This window comes from Peribacillus sp. N1 (assembly GCF_054600815.1).
On record NZ_BAAHZO010000003.1, the window covers coordinates 445,205 to 463,606 of the forward strand.

23 protein-coding genes and 2 pseudogenes are annotated in these 18,402 nt (G+C 42.1%); 10 read left to right on the forward strand and 15 right to left on the reverse strand.

Annotated features, from left to right (window positions below):
- Positions 1-10: 10 nt before the first annotated feature.
- The gene (locus tag ACYP5M_RS15045; RefSeq protein ID WP_289314278.1) at positions 11-685 is read right to left on the reverse strand and encodes a site-2 protease family protein; all 675 of its coding nucleotides are present in this window, start codon (positions 683-685) and stop codon (positions 11-13) included.
- Between the two features lie 140 nt (positions 686-825).
- On the opposite strand from ACYP5M_RS15045, the gene ACYP5M_RS15050 reads away from it, so the two are divergent.
- The gene (locus tag ACYP5M_RS15050) at positions 826-1,011 is read left to right on the forward strand and encodes a 2-hydroxymuconate tautomerase (RefSeq protein ID WP_034315897.1); all 186 of its coding nucleotides are present in this window, start codon (positions 826-828) and stop codon (positions 1,009-1,011) included.
- 29 nt (positions 1,012-1,040) lie between these two features.
- Here the strand turns inward: ACYP5M_RS15050 and ACYP5M_RS15055 are convergent, their stop codons facing one another.
- From ACYP5M_RS15055 to ACYP5M_RS15065, 3 genes are all read right to left on the reverse strand, one after another.
- Entirely contained in the window at positions 1,041-1,550 is a 510-nt protein-coding gene (locus tag ACYP5M_RS15055) for a YwgA family protein (protein WP_098185024.1), read from the reverse strand.
- A gap of 32 nt (positions 1,551-1,582) precedes the next feature.
- The gene (locus ACYP5M_RS15060; RefSeq protein WP_101223869.1) at positions 1,583-2,890 is read right to left on the reverse strand and encodes an HD domain-containing protein; all 1,308 of its coding nucleotides are present in this window, start codon (positions 2,888-2,890) and stop codon (positions 1,583-1,585) included.
- 236 nt (positions 2,891-3,126) lie between these two features.
- Positions 3,127-3,348 carry a YuzB family protein gene (locus ACYP5M_RS15065; RefSeq protein WP_048683566.1) on the reverse strand — a complete coding sequence of 74 codons (222 nt, stop codon included), beginning with the start codon at positions 3,346-3,348 and terminating at the stop codon, positions 3,127-3,129.
- A 269-nt stretch (positions 3,349-3,617) separates the two neighbouring features.
- On the opposite strand from ACYP5M_RS15065, the pseudogene ACYP5M_RS15070 reads away from it, so the two are divergent.
- Positions 3,618-3,897: pseudogene (locus tag ACYP5M_RS15070) on the forward strand (RsfA family transcriptional regulator); the annotation flags it as partial.
- Positions 3,898-4,064: 167 nt separating this feature from the next.
- Positions 4,065-4,364, forward strand: a pseudogene (locus ACYP5M_RS15075) (hypothetical protein); the annotation flags it as partial.
- Between the two features lie 62 nt (positions 4,365-4,426).
- Here ACYP5M_RS15075 and ACYP5M_RS15080 read toward each other — a convergent pair.
- Genes ACYP5M_RS15080 through pta form a run of 3 tightly spaced genes read right to left on the reverse strand, consistent with a single transcriptional unit; the run spans position 4,427 to position 6,472 of the window.
- Positions 4,427-4,600, reverse strand: a complete 174-nt coding sequence (locus ACYP5M_RS15080; protein ID WP_434168163.1) for a hypothetical protein — start codon at positions 4,598-4,600, stop codon at positions 4,427-4,429.
- A 1-nt stretch (position 4,601) separates the two neighbouring features.
- Positions 4,602-5,450 carry a lipoate--protein ligase family protein gene (locus tag ACYP5M_RS15085; RefSeq protein WP_101223871.1) on the reverse strand — a complete coding sequence of 283 codons (849 nt, stop codon included), beginning with the start codon at positions 5,448-5,450 and terminating at the stop codon, positions 4,602-4,604.
- Positions 5,451-5,485: 35 nt separating this feature from the next.
- The gene (gene pta, locus ACYP5M_RS15090; protein ID WP_434168164.1) at positions 5,486-6,472 is read right to left on the reverse strand and encodes a phosphate acetyltransferase; all 987 of its coding nucleotides are present in this window, start codon (positions 6,470-6,472) and stop codon (positions 5,486-5,488) included.
- A 254-nt stretch (positions 6,473-6,726) separates the two neighbouring features.
- Between pta and hemQ the strand changes: the two genes are divergently transcribed.
- Positions 6,727-7,476, forward strand: a complete 750-nt coding sequence (gene hemQ / locus ACYP5M_RS15095) for a hydrogen peroxide-dependent heme synthase (protein WP_101223873.1) — start codon at positions 6,727-6,729, stop codon at positions 7,474-7,476.
- Between the two features lie 411 nt (positions 7,477-7,887).
- Positions 7,888-8,403 (forward strand): spore coat protein GerQ, encoded by a 516-nt coding sequence (gene gerQ / locus ACYP5M_RS15100; RefSeq protein ID WP_434168165.1) that lies wholly within the window; start codon positions 7,888-7,890, stop codon positions 8,401-8,403.
- A 108-nt stretch (positions 8,404-8,511) separates the two neighbouring features.
- Here gerQ and ACYP5M_RS15105 read toward each other — a convergent pair whose 3' ends face one another.
- From ACYP5M_RS15105 to ACYP5M_RS15115, 3 genes are all read right to left on the reverse strand, one after another.
- Positions 8,512-8,880, reverse strand: a complete 369-nt coding sequence (locus ACYP5M_RS15105) for a DUF423 domain-containing protein (protein WP_098370223.1) — start codon at positions 8,878-8,880, stop codon at positions 8,512-8,514.
- Between the two features lie 23 nt (positions 8,881-8,903).
- On the reverse strand, positions 8,904-9,161 hold the full coding sequence (locus ACYP5M_RS15110; protein ID WP_076368544.1) for a YwdI family protein: 258 nt from the start codon (positions 9,159-9,161) through the stop codon (positions 8,904-8,906).
- A 270-nt stretch (positions 9,162-9,431) separates the two neighbouring features.
- The gene (locus tag ACYP5M_RS15115; RefSeq protein ID WP_459735200.1) at positions 9,432-10,112 is read right to left on the reverse strand and encodes a uracil-DNA glycosylase; all 681 of its coding nucleotides are present in this window, start codon (positions 10,110-10,112) and stop codon (positions 9,432-9,434) included.
- A 151-nt stretch (positions 10,113-10,263) separates the two neighbouring features.
- Here ACYP5M_RS15115 and ACYP5M_RS15120 point away from each other — a divergent pair, with 151 nt between their 5' ends.
- Together ACYP5M_RS15120 and ACYP5M_RS15125 are read left to right on the forward strand one after the other, a co-directional pair.
- Complete coding sequence (locus ACYP5M_RS15120) at positions 10,264-11,697, forward strand: phospholipase D family protein (RefSeq protein WP_459735201.1); 1,434 nt, start codon at positions 10,264-10,266, stop codon at positions 11,695-11,697.
- A 135-nt stretch (positions 11,698-11,832) separates the two neighbouring features.
- The gene (locus ACYP5M_RS15125) at positions 11,833-12,180 is read left to right on the forward strand and encodes a YflT domain-containing protein (RefSeq protein WP_053536921.1); all 348 of its coding nucleotides are present in this window, start codon (positions 11,833-11,835) and stop codon (positions 12,178-12,180) included.
- Positions 12,181-12,242: 62 nt separating this feature from the next.
- On the opposite strand, the gene ACYP5M_RS15130 is transcribed toward ACYP5M_RS15125, so the two are convergent.
- The 4 genes from ACYP5M_RS15130 to mobA are packed head-to-tail and all read right to left on the reverse strand — an operon-like array spanning position 12,243 to position 14,602.
- On the reverse strand, positions 12,243-13,262 hold the full coding sequence (locus tag ACYP5M_RS15130; protein WP_230176094.1) for a MoeB/ThiF family adenylyltransferase: 1,020 nt from the start codon (positions 13,260-13,262) through the stop codon (positions 12,243-12,245).
- Positions 13,263-13,286: 24 nt separating this feature from the next.
- Positions 13,287-13,520, reverse strand: coding sequence for a molybdopterin converting factor subunit 1 (moaD, locus tag ACYP5M_RS15135; RefSeq protein ID WP_101223877.1), 234 nt, complete (start codon positions 13,518-13,520; stop codon positions 13,287-13,289).
- Entirely contained in the window at positions 13,513-13,977 is a 465-nt protein-coding gene (locus ACYP5M_RS15140; protein ID WP_427573370.1) for a molybdenum cofactor biosynthesis protein MoaE, read from the reverse strand. Before ACYP5M_RS15140 ends, moaD begins: the two co-directional genes overlap by 8 nt.
- Positions 13,967-14,602 (reverse strand): molybdenum cofactor guanylyltransferase, encoded by a 636-nt coding sequence (gene mobA / locus ACYP5M_RS15145; protein WP_459735202.1) that lies wholly within the window; start codon positions 14,600-14,602, stop codon positions 13,967-13,969. The genes ACYP5M_RS15140 and mobA overlap by 11 nt, the downstream gene beginning before the upstream one ends.
- 370 nt (positions 14,603-14,972) lie before the next feature.
- On the opposite strand from mobA, the gene pdxK reads away from it, so the two are divergent.
- The 3 genes from pdxK (at position 14,973) to bshB2 (ending at position 17,035) form a co-directional block, all read left to right on the forward strand.
- A complete protein-coding gene (gene pdxK, locus ACYP5M_RS15150; RefSeq protein WP_230176092.1) occupies positions 14,973-15,800 on the forward strand; it encodes a pyridoxine/pyridoxal/pyridoxamine kinase in 828 nt (275 codons plus the stop codon).
- A gap of 124 nt (positions 15,801-15,924) precedes the next feature.
- Entirely contained in the window at positions 15,925-16,272 is a 348-nt protein-coding gene (locus tag ACYP5M_RS15155; RefSeq protein WP_096339115.1) for a YojF family protein, read from the forward strand.
- A gap of 97 nt (positions 16,273-16,369) precedes the next feature.
- Positions 16,370-17,035 (forward strand): bacillithiol biosynthesis deacetylase BshB2, encoded by a 666-nt coding sequence (gene bshB2 / locus ACYP5M_RS15160; RefSeq protein WP_101223880.1) that lies wholly within the window; start codon positions 16,370-16,372, stop codon positions 17,033-17,035.
- A gap of 149 nt (positions 17,036-17,184) precedes the next feature.
- On the opposite strand, the gene ACYP5M_RS15165 is transcribed toward bshB2, so the two are convergent.
- A complete protein-coding gene (locus tag ACYP5M_RS15165) occupies positions 17,185-18,390 on the reverse strand; it encodes an MFS transporter (RefSeq protein ID WP_101223881.1) in 1,206 nt (401 codons plus the stop codon).
- Positions 18,391-18,402: the final 12 nt, after the last annotated feature.

Sequence of the window (18,402 nt, forward strand, 5' to 3'; positions counted from 1 at the left end):
TTCCTATCGTTTAAAAAAGCAAAAGTGTAAAGAACCGACTCAGGACGTCGCCTACCAATGGTACAACATTGTTCAAAATCGGGCCAATTGTATACTTGCTCAGCGGTGTGATGATCAGAATCAAAAAAATCAGTGAGCCATATTGTTCATACTGGGTCATTTTTGCCCGCAAGTCAGCTGAAACAAGATCCTGTACGATCCTATAACCATCGAGCGGCGGCAGCGGTAACAGATTAAATACAAACAAAAGGATATTCAAGTTGATGAGCACCTCGAAGAATGGCTGAACGAAGAACGGTAAATCAGGTCCAACGCCTGCCGCCAGCAACCCATAAAAAATCAAGTACCCCAAAATTGCAACAAGCAAATTACTGAACGGACCGGCAAAAGAGACGAGCACCCCTGCCAATTTTGGATTCTTGAAATGAAAACGATTAACCGGTACGGGTCTCGCCCAACCAAATCCGGCTATCAATATCAACAGAGTTCCGATTGGATCCAAATGCGAAATCGGATTCAATGTGACTCTTCCTTCATTCTTTGCAGTCGGGTCACCGAACTTATAGGCTACATAGGCATGGGAAAATTCATGAACCGTAAATGCGATTAACAGTGACACAATGACATATGGAAGCTTTTCCAAAGGATAAACCAAAAACCGTTCTATTTGCTCCAAGAATTGCATCGATAGCTTCTCCCCCATTGTTTAATACCGTTAGTATACATCAAAAGTTCAAGAAGTGAAAAAACTCTGACTTCCGTGTCTTGCAATTCTTTTTCCATTGTGAAACACTACAAGATAAGATAGGAAGGGGGGAAAAATAGATGCCATATGTAACAGTCAAAATGCTTGAAGGCCGTACAGACGAACAAAAAAAGGCTTTAGTCGAAAAGGTGACTGCAGCCGTTACGGAAACAACTGGAGCACCAGCTGAAGCCGTGACGATTTTCATTGAAGAAATGTCAAAAAATCATTTAGCAGTAGCCGGTGTCCGTAAAAGCGATTTATAAGTTTTACATAATGGGGAAAAGCTAAGCCATCAATTCGGCTTAGCTTTTGTTTTTAGCTGCTCAATATATTCATATGCCTCATCAATTTCTTCAAGCGTATATTTTTGTTTGCTTTTCAGCGTGAAAATTTTCTCGGTGACTTCCTCTTTTTCAAGCGTGTCGAAGTATAATACCGTTGAAACCAGCTCCAAAAACCTGGCATTCTGTTCGTTCATATCCTGTAAGCATGCCTCAAGAGCAGGCATCTCCACTTCCTGGATGGATAGGAAATCCCGGCCTGCATCCGTTATCGAATAACAATATTGATAATAGCCTGCTTTTTTTTCCCTTACTTCATTCAAGTAGCCCATTTCGCAGAGCTCTTCAATCCGTAAGGTCAACTCCTCCGAATATGGTCCGTAAAAGTGAAACTGAAACTTTTCATGAAATGGGAAGGACAGCTTCTTCGCGATATAAACGATCTTTTGTAATTTTTTCCGACCCGAGATTTCACCGGCAGTAGAAATTGCATTGATAATGTTTGCATGATCCTTAAACAAGGCTCGTCACTCCTCACCAAAAATGTACCACTTTAATCCGATAGCTCCAAAAGCTTACGAATCTGTTTTTTTATATTTTTCTTCGTAGATTCATCACGCAATAAATCCGCTGGGTAATACAACTTATGATCCGTTCTTCTTTTCCCTGAAATTGCATCGACAATTTCGGATTCACGCGATAATTCACGAATTTCGCCATTATTTTTCAGCAAGTGAATCGGCAATCTCTCCTCTTCCTCACCTGGCCGGTAAAAATCATACGGCAGATCTGATGAAGAATCGACGACGAGATAATAATCCGGATCAATGCCCGCCTTCTTGAATAGCGTCCTTAACTCCATCAACCTGTTCATTTGACTGTTCGATGGATGGAATTCCACATATTTAAATAGTTTACGGTTAACGAAGCGAGTGCATAAATCTTTTAAAATCGCATCGTTTTCGTCTTCCCATGCTTCGAAATAATAGAGCATCACCGATTCATCCATTTTCAAGTAGTCAGTTAAAGTCACTTCTCCCCTGAACAATGAATAAAAATGGTGTGGTTCTTGTGCAAACTCATAACCGGATTCATATAAATGTTTCGCTCTATGTAGAATCTTGGTAAGTATGACCTCCGCACTTCTCGTAACTGGATGGAAATAAACCTGCCAATACATTTGGTATCGGCTCATGATATAATCCTCAACCGCATGCATCCCGCTTTGTTTTATGACGGCATGTTCTTCCCTTGGCCTCATTACACGCAAAAGCCTTTCCATATCGAAATGTCCATAACTCACGCCAGTGAAGTAAGCATCACGCTGTAAATAGTCCATTCTATCAGCATCGATCTGACTTGAAATCAGGCTGACTACTAATTTGCCTTTATAGGTTTTCGCTATGACTTCTGCCACTTTCTTAGGAAAATCACGTCCAACCCTAAGGAGGATCCTATTAACTTCCGTATCGCCGAGGATTATCTGCCTCGTGAATTGCTCATGATCCAGGTCAAACACTTTTTCAAAAGAATGAGAGAAAGGACCATGACCCAAATCATGCAGAAGTGCTGCGCACAAGGATAGTAACCGTTCCTCAGGTTTCCATTCGGGTCTGCCCTCGAAAACATCATCCACGATTCTCCGAACAATCTCGTATACTCCAAGCGAATGGCTAAGCCGACTATGTTCCGCACCATGAAAGGTTAAATAAGTCGTTCCCAGCTGTTTGATCCTTCGAAGACGCTGAAATTCCTTCGTCCCTATTAAATCCCATATAACCCGGTCGCGAACATGTATATATCGGTGCACCGGGTCCTTGAATACTTTTTCTTCTTGTAATTTTTCACCGGAATATTCCATGAACTACCCTCTTTTTCGTAATCTCGATGCACTCATTATAGCGTGTTTTGACAAAAAACCCTAACTTCCACCTTGCTAGTAAGAGGGGTCATTTTGTAAGAAAACGGAAGTTTCAGTCCGATTTTGTCTTGAAATTAAAGAAATAAAAAATCACCGCAGTGTGTCGAATCTGGGTGATGATTACTTGTTTCATTTATCATAAGCAAACAATCCACTCTAACTATATATCATGGATCCTACTTTAGTTTTTTATTGATTTTATCTAGTAACTCGTCTTCTGTCGGTGCAGCAACTGGACGGTTATTTACAAAGGCAAAAGACTTCTTTCTGCCAGGACCGCAATAGGATTGACAGCCCACTTCAATTTTCGCGTCGGGATCAAGCTTTTCAAGACGCGGGATCAACGTTTTAATGTTTACCGCCAAGCAGTCATCGCACACTCTGAATTCATTGGACATCCTCCGGTCACCATCCTTTCCATGACAAACTATTTTTCATCCATTTATACGACTAAAGGGTATTTTACCGTTTCTACTTATGAATATCAAGAGGGCTGGATGATGTGAAAAGCATGTAAATAATCAAAAAACTAGTATCCTTTTAACCTTTTTGTATAAAAAATCCATATTTTGTCCAAAATGCTAGTAGAACACTCCATAAATCACTGCCACACGATATTTTATATAGTTATTTATTTAAAAAATTACCAGAAAGGGAGTATGTAGAAATGAAGGTTCGTCAAGACGCCTGGACAGAAGAAGATGATTTGCTTTTGGCAGAAACGGTATTGCGCCATGTGCGGGAAGGCAGCACTCAGCTCAATGCTTTTGAAGAGGTAGGAGATAAGTTGAATCGCACCTCTGCAGCATGCGGATTCCGCTGGAATGCAGTTGTCCGGCATAATTATGATAAAGCGCTTTCCCTTGCCAAGAAACAGCGTAAGCAGCGACAAAGGATCCTTGGAAAAGATCAAGGAGGAAAAAAACGACTTCTTTATACACCGCCGTCCCCAACGATTTCCGACATAATGGTTCCCCATGTACAAGAAGAGGAACTAGAGTTGAAATCCGAAGTCGATATTACCAATTATGAAGCAGCAGAGGAATTCGTTGTGGCAGAAGCCCTCGCTCCTAAGACACAGCACACACCAGTTACCTTGGAAACGGCCATGAGCCTTGATACCGTCATCGCCTATTTGGAATCTATGAACGGCCGCATGCTCCAAGCCGAAGTATTAAAAACCGAAAATGAAAGATTGAAGCTTGAAATTAAAGGGCTGAAAAAGCGAAATGAAGAATTGGAGAATAAAATCAGCCACCTAGAGCAAAACAGCGGCTTGATGCAGGAAGATTATGAAACTTTGATGAATATCATGAATCGAGCAAGAAAGCTGGTATTGTTAGAGGAAGAGGAACGTCCGGCAACTAAATTCAAGATGGACCGGAATGGCAATTTGGAAAAAATGGCCGAGTAATAAGATAATGTGGGGATAAGTTACATAGATCAACCACATGATAAAGGCCGTTTCACCCATGTTTATCCGAAAAAGGGAGCCAATAAGGCTCTTTTTTTCATTGTTTCAAGAAAGAAGGAATAATATCTCCCTGGACGCCGCTGCCTATCATCCAGTCCTTTTACAGTTTCAGTGAATGCTAAAGTCGTATTAAATGAACGAAGCCGTTCCTGACTTAATGGAACGGCTTCGTTCATTTTAATCCTTTAATGCATCAAATACTTTATCATTGCGTTCCACCACTCTTGTCAAGTATGCCTCATACATCGGCCATTCCTGAACGGAAAGAGTGTCAGAGAATATCCTTTCGCTATGTTCCTTCAATACATGCAGGAATCTGAGCATCACGTCCTGAACACTCAATTGCACACCCAACAATTCAGTTAGGGACGCCATCACCGAAGGGACGATATCAGGATAAACGAATTTGGTTTCTGCATTTCCTTTAGCTGCATCATAAAAACCCTTCACGAGACTGGCACGTTCAGCTCCGCTTCCATTGACACACAAATAGATTTGCACCGCTACGCCATTGCGGATCCTACGTTGGGAAATACCGGCAAATTTTTGCCCATTTATACTTAAATCATAACTTCCAGGACAATAGGAACCGACGATTTCCCTTGCTTCCATCGTGACTGGGAAATCGGAAAACATCAATTGGACAAGCTCCCACATCGCATCATATCCACGATTGATTTCAATTTTCCGCTCGTTTTCAGGAAAAATGAGCGACAAATTAAGGACACCCTCATCCAGCACGACTGCCAGCCCTCCGGAATTCCTCACGATGGCCTGAAAGCCATGTTCTTCTAAATGATCCAAACCCTTTTTAAGAAAAGGCAACTTCGTATCCTGTATACCCATGACGATGGTTCGGTGGTGTACCCACGCTCTGGCTACGGCCGCTGATTCACCTGACCCTACGGAAGCACAAAATGTATCATCCATCGCAAAGGACTCCAGAGCAGGAAACTGAGGTCCGACGGAAGATTGATCAATAATCCTCCACTCTTGCTGCATTAATAATGAATCTATTTCACCCATACGAATCTCCCTCTAACATTTAATCCTCAAGCTGCCTATTGATACTGCGCCACAAACCCCTGTGCCGCTGTAATGACAGCCAGTTTATATACATCCTCTTCACTGCATCCCCTCGAAAGGTCATTCACCGGACGATTCAGGCCCTGAAGGATCGGACCGACCGCTTCGAAGCCGCCCAAGCGCTGTACCATCTTATAGCTGATGTTCCCTGCTTCGAGACTTGGAAAAATAAAAACATTCGCATCCCCCTGAATAAGGGAATCCGGTGCTTTTTTTCTTGCTACCGAAGGAACGAAGGCCGCGTCAAACTGAAATTCCCCATCAAGGATGATTTCAGGGTCCATTTCTTTTGCCAAATCGACAGCATCAACCACTTTTAAGGTCTCGGGGGATGTTGCGGATCCCTTCGTCGAAAAGCTCAGCATCGCCACACGCGGTTCGATGTCGAACATTAGTGCAGTCTTCGCACTTTCTATAGCAATTTCAGCCAGGTCCTGGGAATCGGGGTTTATATTGATGGCACAATCCGCGAACACATATTTTTCTTCATCCCGGACCATGATGAATACTCCCGATGTTTTTTGGACGCCTGGCTTTGTTTTAATGATCCTTAGGGCGGGCCGAACCGTATCGGCAGTCGAATGAGTTGCGCCGCTGACCATTCCATGTGCCAGTTTCATTTGGACGAGCATGGTTCCGAAATAGTTCTCATCCATTAAGATTTCACGTGCTTGTACATCGGTCGCTTTACCATCACGGACCTTAACGAATGCTTCTACCATTTCATCCATCATGATATAATTCTTCGGATCATATATTTCGATTGCATCAAGGGAGACCTTTAAATCTTTTGCCTTCTCTTGAATCAACCCGATATCCCCAATCAATACAGGTGTCACCAGTTTAGCTTTGGAAAGCCTGCCTGCCGCTCCCAAAATCCGTTCATCCAACCCTTCTGGAAAAACGATCTTTAAATTATGCCCCATAATTTTCGATTCCAATATTTCAAATAAATCACTCATTGGCTATTCCTCCTTTTTAGATACGTTTCCCCCATTTTTTTTATATTTAACCATTCGATGAAAATCCATTGCCGTCTTCTTTTAAGAATACTCCAGGAGCCAGGTAAATTCCAGCCACTTCGGTCCCTCCCAATCCGCAAATCTGAAATTTGCAGAACGCCGAAAACAGTGATGGTGTTTGCGGGTTGATATAAATTTCCTTATACTGAAACTATGTTATATTAAAGTTATAATAAGACTTAGGAGTGATCGTAATGAGTGAAGCAGCACAAACACTGGACGGCTGGTATTGTTTACATGATTTCCGTCTAATTGACTGGTCTTCTTGGAAAACGTTATCAAGTGACGAACGCCAATTGGCCATCTCAGAGTTCCAAGGTTTACTGGATAAATGGAATATGACACAAAGCGACAATGAAGGCAGCCATGCCCTATATTCAATCGTTGGTCAGAAAGCGGACTTCATGCTTATGTTTGCCCGCCCAACCATGGAAGAATTGAATGCAATTGAAAACGAATTCAACAAAACGAAGCTTGCCGAATATACAATTCCCGCTTATTCATACGTTTCCGTCGTGGAATTAAGCAATTACTTAGCTGGCGGAGATGATGAGGATCCATACCAGAACCCTCATGTCCGTTCCAGACTTTATCCGATACTTCCAAAAGCGAAACATGTATGCTTCTATCCAATGGACAAGCGTCGTGATGGCGATGATAACTGGTATATGCTTTCCATGGAAGAGCGCAAAGGCTTAATGCGTTCCCACGGCTTGATTGGCCGCAGTTATGCAGGTAAAGTGAAACAAATCATTTCGGGTTCTGTCGGTTTTGACGATTATGAATGGGGCGTAACACTATTCGCAGATGATGTCCTTCAATTTAAAAAATTAATCTATGAAATGCGTTTTGATGAAGTGAGTGCACGTTACGCTGCATTTGGTTCTTTCTTTGTAGGCAATATCCTGCCGGAAGAAAACGTACCTTCATTCCTATACGTATAAGACGAAGAGCTTCCGGTTTCCGGAGGCTTTTTTTGCGTCCCCTCCTTATTTTTTCCCGGCTTTGGAATAAATTCAATCCATATCCCATACATTTTCAATAGTGATGAATTCATTTTTTCACAGTCCCATTCAGCTTCAGGAAAATTGATCAAGGCAATTCCTGACTCCAGCGAGGTGAAGGAACGTTACTTCTATTAATTAGCCGACAAGAGGATATGGCTTATATCATGAACGGCAGCCGTTATGTATCGCTTAACATTCATTGTGGTTTTTTAAGCCACCCGGGGATTGTCCAATAAACATATACAATACTACCGGTCGCTATAAATCGCACTGTTTCTTCCAGTCCACTCTCTCGGATTGTCCAAATTCCACAGCATCAACTAAACCTTGAATTTAGGAGGGAATGCAATGTCACAAAATAATCCTTATGGTAATTATCCGTACGGAGGAAGCCCTTATTACCCCTATGAGAATAATGAGCCTGAACTAAGGCAGCAGAATCCTAACCAGCAACAAGGTTACCAACAGCAAGGATACCAACAGCCATCATACCAGCCACAACAGCCCACTATGGCAGGCACGCCACAACAAGTGCCGATGACGATGGGTCAACCCCCTTCCGGACCACAGATACCTGGCATGCTTCCGGTCGAACAGTCGTACATCGAGAACATCTTGCGTTTGAATAAAGGGAAATTGGCCACTGTTTATACAACGTTTGAAAACAACAAGGAATGGAATGCCAAGATCTTCAAAGGAATCATCGAGGCTGCGGGACGCGATCACTTAATCATAAGCGATCCTCAAACGGGAAAACGATACTTAATCCCGATGGTATACTTAGATTATATAACGTTTGATGAAGAAATCGAATATGAATATCCATTTGGAGGCACTGGGCTTACCACCTATTCGCCAAGGTAAAAAAATCCTATATAGAAGAGCCTCAGAATCTATTTGATTCTGAGGCTCTTCTTATATTGGAATGACTTTTTCCCAAAAAGAGCTGACCCAGAAGGTCAGCTACCTTCATTACAAGTATTTATATGCAGCAATGATCATTAAGACCCAAGCAACCAAGAATGAAACCCCGCCAAGCGGTGTGATGGCCCCTAGGACTTTGATTTGCGTAACGCTTAGAACGAATAGGCTTCCGGAAAACAGGATAATTCCTATTAGCATAAGCCAGCCGGACCAGTTGATCAGCGGACTTGAAATCTTCCCAGCCAATATTCCGATTACCAATAAACCAACCGCATGGAACATTTGATATTGAACAGCGGTTTGCCAGGTTTCTAAATATTTATCAGGAATTTTCCCTTCCAGCCCGTGTGCACCGAATGCACCTAGTGCCACAGCAATAAACCCATTCAATGCACCTAAAATGATGAACAGTTTCAATTATTTCGCTCCCCTTCCCTAATTTAAAAATCGAACAAGGACTCCCCATTGGCCTCATCCATTTTAACCGGTTCTACATTCGGTGTAGCCGACATAACGGGCTGGGTCAATGTGATTGGCTTCGGCATGCTGATGTTCGCTGCTTTTTCATCCACCATTACTTCACAAAGGGACTTAATGGCGATTACATACCCCTGCACCTTATCCTCTGAATTTGCCTGTTTCGCTTTTAAAACAAGCTCTTCGATTTTATCTAACATTTGTCTTGATGAAATATCCAACTTTACCACCTCGTCTATATACAGGTCAAAACTATCATAACTAGCATAGCAAAAATCAGAGAAGAAAACACCTTGCATATTTCCTACCTTTTCATTGGCTTGGCTTGAAATTTCAAGCATGGCTGTCCTGAGGAATGAAAGACATCAAGAGAAGGCTGGTTTGATGTTTTGAATTGAAAAGCACGGCAGCCCTTTGGAAAACTGGGATCCCAAGTTATATAGAAATGACTGCACGCCATACAATTCACCCGTTTCGTTTTCCTGCCCATATCATCGGTTCGTGATTTTCCAATCAATTGGGGATTCCCCCATTTCCAACAGCAATTGATTTGTTTTGGAAAAAGGTTTTGTGCCAAAGAAACCACGGGAAGCCGACAGCGGACTTGGATGTACGGACTTAATGATTTTATGGCGGGTTTCATCAATCAAAGGGATTTTGGTTTGAGCAGGTTTTCCCCACAGGATGAATACAACCGGTTTCGGACGGTCATTCAATAGGCGAATAACTTGATTCGTAAAGATTTCCCATCCTTTTCCGCGGTGTGAGTGCGCCTCCCCCTCACGCACAGTCAAGACGGTATTCAATAGAAGCACTCCCCGTTTTGCCCATTCAACAAGGTAACCATTATCCGGAACCTCATAGCCTAGATCGGTGTTTAACTCTTTAAAGATATTTCTTAAAGAGGGTGGGATGCGAACTTCCGGCTTAACTGAAAAACTAAGGCCATGCGCTTGACCAGGGCCATGGTAAGGGTCCTGTCCAAGGATGACAACCTTTACGTCTTCATAAGGAGTATAGTGAAACGCATTGAAAATATCGTCCTGATCAGGATGAATGACTTGCTGGCTGTACTCTTGCTTTATAAATTCCCTTAGCTCCTGGTAATATTCTTTTTTGAATTCCTCTTTCAATAGAGGCCACCAATCATTTGTCAATAACTGCTTTTCCATCTGCCACAGCCCCTTTCCACTTTTTGAAACTATATTATATCAAACTTAATCGCCTTGCCTTTTCCATAGATTACGATTTATGTTTCTATATACCCCAAAAGTGGGAAAGTAGAAAGTTAGCAAGCAATTTTACCATGTTGGAGGATTCCCTATGAAAAAATGGTACAAAAGAAAACGATTTTATCTCCTTGTTAGCATTTTGATTGTCATTGTAATCGTAATCGTCTATAACAGCTACAAACCTCTCCCCGATGGTATTTCCTATGAAGGGAAGGTTCATCATGTCGAGGATATCGATTTCATCTATGACCTTTCCTATCACGATGAACAAGGGAATCTGCAACATGAGCAGCGAATTTTCCAAACCATAAATCAAGCCATACAAGAGGCTGATTCTTATATCGTAATCGATATGTTTTTGTTTAATGCTTTTTATGATGAAAAGATAAACTTCCCGAAGTTAACCGAGACTCTGAAGGATAATCTGGTTGAACAGAAGAAAAAGAAACCGGACCTCCAGGTTATATTCATTACTGATGAAGTGAATACTTCCTATAATGCCTACCAGTTAGAGGCATTGGAAACGATGAAGAAAAATGGAATTGATGTCATTGTTACCAACTTAGACCGCCTCCGGGATCCGAATCCTCTCTATTCAGGTGTGTATCGGACATTTTTCCAATGGTTCGGTGAAAGCGGGAAAGGCTGGATTGTGAATCCAATGGCTAAAAGCGCACCAAAGGTCACCTTACGTTCTTATCTTAGATTGATGAATATCAAAGCCAATCACAGAAAAGTGGTCGCTACTGAAAAAACGGCCATTATCTCATCTGCCAATCCTCATGACGCAAGTGGATTCCATTCCAATATTGCGTTCCAGATGGAAGGGAATATCATCGGCGATTTTGTTAACGCAGAAGAAGCCGCTTCGAAATTCTCGGGAGGACCAAAGTCATTTCCTGAGTTCAAAGGGACATCGGCAGATAAAGGACCGATATCGGTACAACTGCTAACGGAAGGAAAAATCAATAAACATGTCCTTAAGGCAATTAAGGATGCAAAAAAGGGGGACAAGATCCATCTTGCCATGTTCTACATTGCCGATCGCGAGGTTGTCGAGGCATTAACGGATGCAGCTAAACGGGGTGTGAAGATTGAAATGATATTGGATCCGAATCAAAACGCATTCGGAAGTGAAAAAATCGGGCTTCCCAATCTTCCGGTTGCCGCCGAATTTGAAAAATTGGGCGATGAAAACATCTCGATCCGCTGGTACAAAACAGATAAAGAACAGTTCCATACAAAGCTGATGATGATCCAAAAGGCTAATGAAACGGTTATCCTGGGAGGATCGGCTAATTATACCTCCCGCAATCTAGATGACTATAATCTTGAAGCGAATGTTGAAATCCATGCTCCAAATGATGCCGGCGTTTCCAAGGATGTCGATAGCTATTTTCAAAGACTTTGGACAAATCAAGACGGAACCTACACGGTGGATTACAGTGAATACCAAAAGAAACTGCCTGTCTTCAAATACCTGACCTACCGCATTCAAAAGGTATTCCGCTTCACCACTTACTAAATATTCTTCGATAAAAATGTTTATCAGTGCCCAAACAAGGTTATATACTACTATAGCCAATCAGCAACTGTAATAAGCAAGATTCCATTTACCTATTTTCAAGAGAATCTCACTGAAATTCAAGGAGGAGTTTATATGTATCAAGTACATGTAGTAGAAAACGGTTTACAAGCAAAGGAAAAAATCGATGAATTAGTTACATCAGGTTATACGAAAGACGATGTATATTTGTTTGCCCATGATAAAACCCGTTCAAAACACCTTACCGAGAATACAAATACAGAAGGTGTAGGCATGAAGGAACAAGGTTTCCTTGATACCGTCGGAAATCTCTTTAAATCACGCGGAGATGAACTTCGTAATCGAATGAGCAACCTTGGCCTTAGTGATATGGAGGCAGAACGTTACGAGGAAGTTCTTGACGAAGGAAAAGTAGTCATCGTCGCTTCCAAACAAGACAATAAAGACGGGGTTACACACTAAAACCCTATATGAATTCATAAAAAACGAGGCCCCAAAACCTGTGGCCTCGTTTTTTATAATCATTATCCCAGGATGCTTTGGTACGTGGCCTTTGCATGGACCATGTCCTTCGTACCGTGTATCAACGCCCGTCCATCCTTGAAAATGACGATACGCTCCCCAGCTTTTTCACAAGAGAGAAGAAATGGATTGAATTTCACCAAATAGCCGCTGCCGTCCAGATCCTTGGCTAATTTCTCGAGTTGCAGTTTCAAAGGTTTTGGCGGTCTTACCTGTACAGTATCCCTCCCGCAAAGAACAGCCGTTTTCGTTGCATTCTCCATTGTTAAAAAGGGATATGTCCTCTGCTCCCCGCATGAGAGACAATCTTTCTTTTTCGCTTTTGTCAATTTAACGGTTTGGTATTGATTTCTCCACAGATCAAAAGAAACAAGTGCAGGCCGTACAGATTCCCAATCTTCTACAAGGATTTTCAAAGCTTCGGCAGTTTGGTGTGCCACTACCATCGTTACTGCTGGTGATATGATTCCTCCTGTGTCACAGGTCATACCTTGAATGGGGATCGCTTTCAGCAAACAGTGCAAACATGGTGTCTGTCCGGGAAGGATCGTCAAAGTCATCCCCACACTCCCCACACATGCCCCATAAATCCATGGTATATGAAGCTTTTGTGATAAATCATTAATTATCATCCGTGTCTCAAAATTATCGGTTGCATCCATGATCAAATCAACATCACCAAGCAGCTGCTCGAGGTTCTGGGCTGTTGCGTCCATGATGATGGCATTCACTTCAACTTCATGATTGATATCAAATAAATGACGCTTTGCCGCTTCTGCCTTTGGCAGTTTCTCCTCGACATCCCGTTCCGTATACATTTGTTGGCGCTGTAAATTACTGGTCTCGACATAATCCCTGTCGACAATGGTAAGCTTCCCTACTCCTGCACGAGTAAGGGCCTCGGCATTAGCAGATCCCAAAGCCCCTGCACCAAGAAGCAATACATGCTTCTTCATAATTTTCAATTGGCCCCCTTCACCAATGGGGGCGAATAAAGTCTGCCTTGAAAATCGCTCTTTCACCGTGAGCCCTCCCTTCCAAATGCTTTAGCCTCCACTTACTGGCGGAATGAAAGCTACAGTATCTCCATCAGATAGAATTGTGTCATCATCGGCAAATTCTTCATTGACCGCTGTCATCACGGTTTCAAGACCTTCCAATTGAAAATCCACCTTCATTTTTCCTTTTAGCTGGGCTACACTCATTCCATTTCCTTCTATAGTAACAGTCTCTTTACCTAGCTCATCTTTCAATTGGGCAAATAAAAGTACATTAATCATCAATATCCTCCTCTTCAGGTTTCCCCGTTGGATATGGAACGGTTTCCAACTGGTTTCCGACCCATGTCTCCCCATCTTCCCAGTGTTCCTTTTTCCAAATCGGGACGATTTCTTTAATTCTTTCAATCGCATACCTGTTTGCCTCATATGCATCATTCCGATGTGGCGTACTAACGGCAATAACCACTGCGATATCCGTGATTTCAAGTTTACCTACACGATGGGTGATAGCCGCTTCTGCATCAGGCCAACGCTCCTTGATCTCTGATCCGATTTGCTCCAATTTCTTGATGGCCATCGGTTCATACGCTTCGTATATTAGGAAGAGAGTCTTTTTTCCTTTCGTCATTTCCCTCACCGTACCAATAAAGGTCGTGACGGCACCCGCATTTCGACTGACTACTTTATCAATCACTTCCTGGATGACAATCGGCTCTTTTGAAATATTATAATTCATGTCTACCATCCTTTATATATAATTCAGTTCGATCAATATAACCTGCCTCTTGATAATCTTCCATCGTATTCATATTGAAAAAAAGGTAGTGAAAATGTTCAGGATTCTCGCGATATAACTTAAATTCGGTTTCTTTCATGATTTTCACCGAAATTTTTTCCAAAAATAGTCTCATTTTCAATTCATGTTTTAATAAACAGTCCGTCAGTACAGGAAGACACCTTTTATGGTAAACAGCAAAAAGCGGCTGGAGCCTGCCATTTATTTCTGGAATGACTGCATCGAATTCAGGTTCATAATGGGAAATGATATCCTTTATGGCATCTGCACTCACAAACGGCATATCACAGGCTGCAAGGAACTGAAGCTCCGTTTCCGATGAGGTCAACCCTGCATGCAATCCGCCAAGAGGTCCTAGATCTTTATGTAAATCCGGAATTAGCGGCAGCTGCAGAAAACGATATTCTTCAACTGTATTCGTAATGACCATAATGTTTTCTGACACCTTTTTCAATTCGGATGCCACTCTTGAAATGTTCACAATGCCGCCTATGGTCAACAGGGCCTTATTCACGCCCATACGGCTTGATTTCCCACCAGCTAAAAGCAACATTGTCCATTCCATAGAAATCACCCTCCCTTTTTTAGGTTTAATCCAGCATCGAACGGTAAAGCTATACTAAATGTATCCACTATATTTAAATATTTTAAATCAACTTTGAAAATAATGACACCTTCACAAACTTTGCTTTGCATATCAAAAGATGGAAAGTAGGATCAAAAGCTAAAAAGCAGGCCACCCACCCATTTTATTTTCTGAATTCCATGTCTGAAAAAATGACTCATGCGTGGCCATTCCATTACCTTTCTTAAGGTACTCATATTAAGGTGAAAACTAAGTTTTACATAAAAGAAATTTTGGTATATTCTAAAAATAGCATATAAACTGGTATGCTGATAATATCGAAATCTAATTCTCCTGAGGAGGTCACATAATGACTATGAAAAGAGCTATGACAGTTGCCGGATCGGATTCGAGCGGCGGTGCGGGTCTTCAAGCAGATTTAAAGACATTCCAAGAATTCGGCGTTTACGGTATGTCCGCTTTAACGACAATCGTGACGATGGATCCAAAGAATGGCTGGTCCCATAATGTATTCCCTACACCGGTCGAGGTTTTAGAAGCCCAAATCGAAACGATTCTATCAATCGGCATCGATGCCATGAAAACGGGAATGCTTGGATCAGTGGAAATCATTGAACTTGTTGCCCGTAAAATAGACGAGTTGAAGCTGGACAAGGTCGTAATCGATCCAGTTATGGTATGTAAAGGTGAAGATGAAGTATTGCACCCTGAAACGGCTGTAGCTCTGCGCGAACTGCTTGTTCCACGTGCAACTGTAGTCACGCCAAACCTGTTCGAGGCCGCTCAGTTAGCGGGAACTGCGCCTATCAAGACGATTGACGATATGAGGGCTGCAGCCAAAAAGATTCATGAACTTGGTGCAAAATATGTCTTGATCAAAGGCGGTAATAAGCTGGATCATGATAAAGCCATTGACCTTTTATATGACGGAACTGAATTTGAAATCCTTGAATCAGAAAAAATCGAAACGACCAATACACATGGTGCCGGCTGTTCATCTTCAGCAGCCATTGCAGCTCAATTGGCTGAAGGTAAAAGCCCGCGTGAGGCTATCCTCATTGCTAAAGACTTCATCACCGAGGCCGTTCGCCATTCTTGGAAGATGAATGACTATGTTGGACCTGTCAATCATGGTGCATACCATAAATATGGAATCGCTGAAAAAACACAAAAATAAAACATCAAGTTTAATGGCCGCTCAAATTCATCGAGCGGCCTTTTTCGCTTTTTTCGTTTTTATTTAGTAAAATAGAAAGAAGGAAAAGCTTATCTAGCCGCCCAGTTAAGGAGGAAATTATAGTATGAAACCTATAGACCGTACAGAGGTGCAAAATGCCATTGATTCTTTCGCAGGACAAGATGTATATCTTCACCTTGAAACGACAAATGGTGCCTATGCCACTCATGTAGATGAAGCTTTCTTTTCGGCAGGCGCTTATATTCGTAATGCTCTTATACAGTATGAACATGGGAAGATAGTTGGGGATGGACCCTACCGCATCGGCTTGAAGCTCAATATTGGCTGGGTATATGCAGAAGGCGTTAACCACTTCGAAATGGATGAACAAGGAAGATTGCTATTGGCAGGCCTTGATTTTTCCGGAAAGCTTGCTGTCTCCATGCAGCTCAGTCCCACTCCTTTTGAATGATGGCAACTTGCTTGAAATATATCATATAATTCCGATGAAAACTCCCATTTACCGATAACCATACTCACTGTAAGTAGAACGGAAGGAGAAATATACCTTGGAAAAAGAACGCCATGTATTAGTTATATTCCCACATCCCGATGATGAAGCCTTCTCGGTCTCCGGAACGCTTGCCCTTCATAGAGAAGCGGGCACTCCTGTCACCTATTTATGCTTAACTTTAGGAGAAATGGGACGTAATTTAGGAAACCCTCCATTTGCAACAAGGGAATCGCTCCCTAAAATTCGTAAAAAGGAATTAATCGATGCAGCAAATGCGATTGGCATCCAAGATTTACGCATGCTTGGATTGCGTGATAAGACAATTGAATTCGAAGATGATGAAAAGCTGACTTCATTATTTACCGATGCCATCAATGAATTGAATCCTTCATTGATCATTACGTTTTACCCAGGATACAGTGTCCATCCTGACCATGAAGCGACAGCACGGGCTGTGGTGCGGGCCGTTGAAAGAATGGAAGCGAAAGAGAGGCCTAAACTTCATTGTGTCGCCTTCTCGAATAACTGCATTGACGAATTAGGGCAACCTGACATCATTCATGATATCTCTGCCGTCGAAGAAAAAAAGGTAGCCACATTCACTGCCCACCGTTCGCAAACTCAGGCAATGGTGATCGATTGGAAAGAAAAATTCGAAAATCAGGATGCCGATTTTCTAGACTGGATCCGCAAAGAAAGATTATGGACCTATAAGTTTTAAAGAAACCGCCAATATGGCGGTTTTCTTTGTTTATGGCATAAAAAAAACGCCTGTGGGATACAGGCGGAGAAAAGGGGGATACTTTGGAAAATCAATTATAATATAAGCATCCCCAAAATTCTTCATTTTATACAATCATATTCAAAAAATTAAGCAGACAAGCGTTCCTCATGCTGCATTTTCACTCTTGCCGAGGCTTTTTTTCCATGCGCCAAGTAATAAATGCCAATAAGTATGAACGCAAAGATAGACATTCCTATGAATAACCCTTTGAACCCTGTATATGGAATAAGGAATCCCAATAGGAACGGGCCCACACCAATACCGAAGTCATACATTGTAAAAAATGTGGATGTGGCTAATCCCATCCGATTTGAGGGGGCTTCCTTGATGGAAATCGCTTGACTGCTAGATTGGAAAGTACCATAACCCACTCCGATAAAGGCGCCGGCAATCAGAAGCGTGATACCATGATGGGATTGGCTCAAGATGACCATACCGATGGCAAATAGCAAGAGCGATGGGTAAATAACTGCATTTTCCCCCTTCACATCAAACATCCGGCCTGTAAACGGACGGGACGCCAAAAGGAATACAGCAAATACGACAAAGAAAAAGCTAGCCGCATCCATTAAATCCATTTCCTTTGCAAAAGACGTTAAATAGGACAAGATGCTCGAATAGGTAAATCCGGCAAATCCGATAAAAACGGCAATGGGAAGTGCCCTTTTTTCAAAGTAATCACTGATTTTAAATCCTTTTTGTGGTGAAGCTCCGACCTTTTCCCCTTCAGGCACATTCATGAATAACGATGCAACTAAAGAAAACGCGGCAAATAAAGAGGCTGCATAGAAAATGATGGAATAACTGAAATGCTGTGTTATCAGCAATCCAATAAACGGACCGAAAGCCATTGCCAAGTTTGTACTCATGGCAAAGTAACCTGTGCCTTCCCCGCGTCTTTCATTCGGAATGATATCTGCAGCAATCGTTCCAGTTGCCGTAGTGGCAAGGCCAAAAGCAAAACCGTGAATAAGCCGATCGATCAATAAGAGGGATAAACCATTCACCAGGAAATAGCCAATGGACGCAATCAGGAATAGCACCAACGAGCCAAGCAACATCTTTCTGCGGCCGATCTTGTCAATTTTTTTCCCTGCAATCGGTCTGACAAGCACAGCACCGAGAACAAAGATACTTGAAGCAAGCCCTGCTTGTGCTTGCGAAGCATGAAAATTATCCATCGTATAAATGGTCAATGTCACCATCAAGACATAAAAAGTTAAAAATAGAAAAAAGTTCGCAGACGAAACAATCAGAAAGTCTTTCGTCCACAATTTCGGTTTTTGATTCATTTCAATCCTTCT